Consider the following 3,872-nt stretch of genomic DNA (forward strand, 5'->3'; position numbering starts at 1 on the left):
GATGCCCGCACGCCCGGCATGCACTCCTCCGGCGCCCCCGCATACGCAACGCTCTTCCCGGAAGACACGACGGCCCGGCGGCCGCGTTTCGTGCACAGCGTCGGCGCGGAATTCCGCCCGGAGTACATCCCACCGACGAACCTCTTCCTGGCGGGCGCCAACGCGGCCGGGGAACCCATCGAACGCTCGCTGGCCGCACACCTGCGCTATTCGCTCCGCTTCCGGCCCGGATCACGGCCCGACCGCATCTACGGCGGCGTCTACCAGGGTGTGGGCGTTTCCTACTACAACTTCGGCAACCGCGAGGAGCTGGGCAATCCGGTCGCCGTCTACCTGTTCCAGGGGGCCCGGATTGCCCGCATCAGCCCACGCGTGTCGTTCAACTACGAATGGAATTTCGGCCTGTCGTTCGGCTGGAAGCCCTACGACGAAATCTACAACCGCCCCAACATCATGATGGGTTCGAAAGTCAACGCCTACCTCAACGTCGACTTCTACCTGAACTGGCTGCTCACGCCCCGGCTCGAACTGACGACGGGCGCGTCGCTGACCCACTTCTCGAACGGCAACACCAAATTCCCCAACGCCGGGCTCAATTCGATCGGCATGAAACTCGGGCTGGTTTACAGTTTCGGGCGCATCGACAACCCGCTGCTGCGCATGCGCGAGCGGCTTCTCACGCCGCCGTTCCCCCGCCATTTCAGCTACGACCTGGTGCTGTTCGGCTCGTGGCGGTGCAAGGGCGTGGCCATCGGCGACAAACAGTACGCCGCACCCGACGCCTACGGCGTGGCGGGCTTCAACTTCGCGACGATGTACAACTTCGGCTACAAGTTCCGCGCGGGCGTGTCGCTGGACGGCGTCTACGACGGCAGCGCCAACGTCTACACCGAAGACTACATCTACAGTTCGGGCGGCCCCGACCCCGGCTATACGTTCTACACCCCGTCGTTCGACAAACAAATCGCGCTGGGCGTGTCGGGACGCGCCGAGTTCGTCATGCCCTACTTCACGGTCGGATTCGGACTGGGCTTCAACATCCTGCACCGCGGCGGCGACCTCAAATCGTTCTATCAGATGCTGACGCTCAAAATCGGCGTCACGCACAACACGTTCGTGCACGTGGGCTACTGCCTCAAGGATTTCCAGACCCCCAACTACCTGATGCTGGGCGTCGGATTCCGCTTCAACAACAAATACCCGCGCCTGCGCTAACGGCCCCACGGCCCTGCCGCGGCAAAACATACGGCGATGCGCCCGGTCGGTTCCGGGCGCATCGCCGTTTTTCAGGCCGGGAAGCCTATCTCGACCACTTGCGGCGCAGGCGCCGCACTGCCGTAACCAGAAAACGCACCGGGACGACCAACAGCGTATTCGCCCACTGCCCGGCGCAGGACACACGGAACCCGCCGAGGCCGAAATCGGCGAACGAGCGGCCGTAGAGCAGGGGAATGTACCACACTTTGATGTTGATGCGGAAATCGTTGCTGACGTTGTCCTCGTGCACGATTTCGAGCCATTTGCCGCGGCGTGTCGCGATAAAGACCGTCGGCTGCTGCCGGATGGCTTTGGTATGACGGTAGGAGATGATGGTTTCGGCATTCTCGTCGAAGGGCTCGACGAGCGTCAGGAAATGGTTGTTCGTATAGCGCATCTTGAGCGCGAACTTCCTGTCCGTAAAATACTGGTAGCCGTAAAGGAGGCTGTAAATCCGTTTGCCGGGCGCGGGTCGCACCTCGCGCCGGAGCAGTTCGACGACGTCGGACGAGAAGGCGTCGTCGTTATCCAGGTTGGTAGTAATCAGCAGTTTCGGGGGGGGGAATTTCGCTCCCCTGCCCCGGACGAGAGGCATTCCGCAATCGTGCGGCGGAGGCTTCCGGTCAGGCATTCCGTCTGCCGGGCGTCGTAAAAGACGGGAACGAACTGCGGGCACACCGCGCCGTATCGGTCGATACGGCGGCGGTAAGCGTCGGGCGTCGCCGCGTCGAAGAGGCAGAGCCACGTGAAATCCTTGCACGTCTGCGCCGCCACGGAGGGCAGGCAATAGCGTTCGAACACCTCGAACCGGTGTTCGAGCCACCGCTCCGTGCGGGTGGGCAGGTCGTGCTTGTCCTGCGCATACAAGTTCAGGTTGAACCGGGTAATGATAAAATGACTGAAGTTTTCCATAATATGGGTTTGTAACGGAGCAAAGATAGGAAAAATTCCGGCCATATGGCACGCCGCCGGGAATATGCCGGCGCCAACGGACAGCGGCAGGCCGCGCACGGCACCTCACCGCGCTCCCTGCAGCGGCTGCTATCCCAAAAAACCGGGCGCAACAGGTACGCCCGGTTTCAGGAACAGTTCCCAGCTTCGGCGCGCTATACGCCGAACAGGAATACGAAAGGCTTGTCGCTCTTGCGGAACTTCGCCGTCGCGTCGCCCGTGTAAGTCTGTCCGCCGACCAGTTTCAGCACCCGCTCGGGCGTTCCCTTGCCGAAATCGATTTTCGAAAGGTCGACCCAGAACGTCTCCATCGCCAGCGTCGGCTCGAAATAGTAGACCCGGTTCTTCTGGTCGCAGACCGTGCGCCAGCGCGTCGACGAGATATGGGGCTTGTCGGGTGTCGATATGCCGTAGGGCACCGACACGTTGCGCATGACCGACATCACGGCGGGCACGGCAATCTTCGGGTCGGCGCTTTTCTCCACGGCGTTGATGTAGAACGACGCGCGCACGAAACGATCCGGGGCGCGGTTGGTGCCGGGCAGCATGGTCAGTCCGCCGATCTGCTGCCAATAGTCGAGGATGGCGAGCTGCCGGTCGTAAAACGGCGAGTTGGTCATCACCTGGTACTGCCGTCCGTGGTGTACGGTCAGGCGGCCGTCGATATACTCGAAAATGGCGCTGTCGCCCGATGCGTCGGAGATCGCCAGGTGCAGGCGCGACTGCACGCCGTTCGGAAGGTCGGGGGCGTCGATGCGGAACTTCTCTTTGGCGAGTTCCGTCACGGCTTCGTCCACCGTCGCGAAATTATCCAGCACGTACTGCGTCCAGATGCTCAACCCCATCACGGGCCGCGTGTCGCCCGGGCGCTCGTAGATTGATTCGGGCAGGAACAGGAGGTTGGCGACCAGCCCGGCCTCGTTCATGCCGTCGGTGATGCCGATGTCGTAACCGGCGGCCGAAAGCGACCCGTATTTCGAAGTCCAGAATACCGTATTGTCGCTCTTGGCGCCGCGGCGGGCTGCGCCGCGCGGGAAAATGTAGAGGTTTGTCAACGGGTCTTCGCGCCAGTCCATGGTGCGGCCCGTCACAATCATCCCCTCGGGCCCGAGGTAAACGGCCCGCGTGCAGGCTTCGGTGTCGGCAGGAAGAAAGGCCAGCGCAGCGGCGCCGAGCGCGATCAGAGATTTTGTTTTCATTGGCCTGATAATTTAAAGGTACGTATATTGTTACAAATTGAGTGCTAAACCCGCTGTTTGGGTGCGGGATAAATTTGGCTTTTCGGGCCGCATGTCCTAACTTTGCGGAAAAACCGCCCGACGAACATGAAACGACTTGCCCCAATCCTTTTGCCGGCCCTGCTCTGCGGCCTGCTGCTGGGCGCCTGCGCACAAAAGCAGACGACCCTGAAATTCATGACCTACAACATCCGCAACGGCCGCGGCATCGACGAGGTGCAGGACCTCGGGCGTATCGCCCAAGTCATCTGCCGCACGGCGCCCGACATCGTGGCCCTGCAGGAGGTCGACAGCGTGACCCGGCGCATGGAGGGACGCTTCATTCCCGAAGAGCTGGGCCGCATGACCGGCATGCACGCCACGTTCTGCCGCGCCATCGACTTCGGCGGGGGCGCCTACGGCATCGGCCTGCTGTCGCACCACGCG

5 protein-coding genes are annotated in these 3,872 nt (G+C 62.2%); 2 read left to right on the forward strand and 3 right to left on the reverse strand.

Features of this window, described 5'->3' with window-relative positions; translation table 11 throughout:
• Positions 1-1,215: acyloxyacyl hydrolase (locus tag QZT71_RS12070; protein WP_295916566.1), on the forward strand; the 1,215-nt coding region annotated here is incomplete at its 5' end.
• Between the two features lie 85 nt (positions 1,216-1,300).
• Here QZT71_RS12070 and QZT71_RS12075 read toward each other — a convergent pair.
• The 3 genes from QZT71_RS12075 to QZT71_RS12085 form a co-directional block, all read right to left on the reverse strand.
• Positions 1,301-1,852 carry a glycosyltransferase gene (locus QZT71_RS12075; protein WP_295916568.1) on the reverse strand — a complete coding sequence of 184 codons (552 nt, stop codon included), beginning with the start codon at positions 1,850-1,852 and terminating at the stop codon, positions 1,301-1,303.
• Positions 1,801-2,169 (reverse strand): glycosyltransferase, encoded by a 369-nt coding sequence (locus tag QZT71_RS12080; RefSeq protein WP_295916570.1) that lies wholly within the window; start codon positions 2,167-2,169, stop codon positions 1,801-1,803. The genes QZT71_RS12075 and QZT71_RS12080 overlap by 52 nt, the downstream gene beginning before the upstream one ends.
• A gap of 194 nt (positions 2,170-2,363) precedes the next feature.
• Positions 2,364-3,407 (reverse strand): linear amide C-N hydrolase, encoded by a 1,044-nt coding sequence (locus tag QZT71_RS12085; protein ID WP_295916575.1) that lies wholly within the window; start codon positions 3,405-3,407, stop codon positions 2,364-2,366.
• A 126-nt stretch (positions 3,408-3,533) separates the two neighbouring features.
• Between QZT71_RS12085 and QZT71_RS12090 the strand changes: the two genes are divergently transcribed.
• On the forward strand, positions 3,534-3,872 hold a 339-nt coding region (locus tag QZT71_RS12090; protein ID WP_363150762.1), incomplete at its 3' end, for an endonuclease/exonuclease/phosphatase family protein.

This window comes from uncultured Alistipes sp. (genome assembly GCF_902388705.1).
Taxonomy (GTDB): Bacteria; Bacteroidota; Bacteroidia; order Bacteroidales; family Rikenellaceae; genus Alistipes.

Excerpts from the sequence above, each read along its gene's own strand:
- QZT71_RS12075 (WP_295916568.1), bottom strand. The coding sequence starts at position 1,852 with ATGCCTCTCGTCCGGGGCAGGGGAGCGAAATTCCCCCCCCCGAAACTG.
- QZT71_RS12085 (WP_295916575.1), bottom strand. The coding sequence starts at position 3,407 with ATGAAAACAAAATCTCTGATCGCGCTCGGCGCCGCTGCGCTGGCCTTT.
- QZT71_RS12080 (WP_295916570.1), bottom strand. The coding sequence starts at position 2,169 with ATGGAAAACTTCAGTCATTTTATCATTACCCGGTTCAACCTGAACTTG.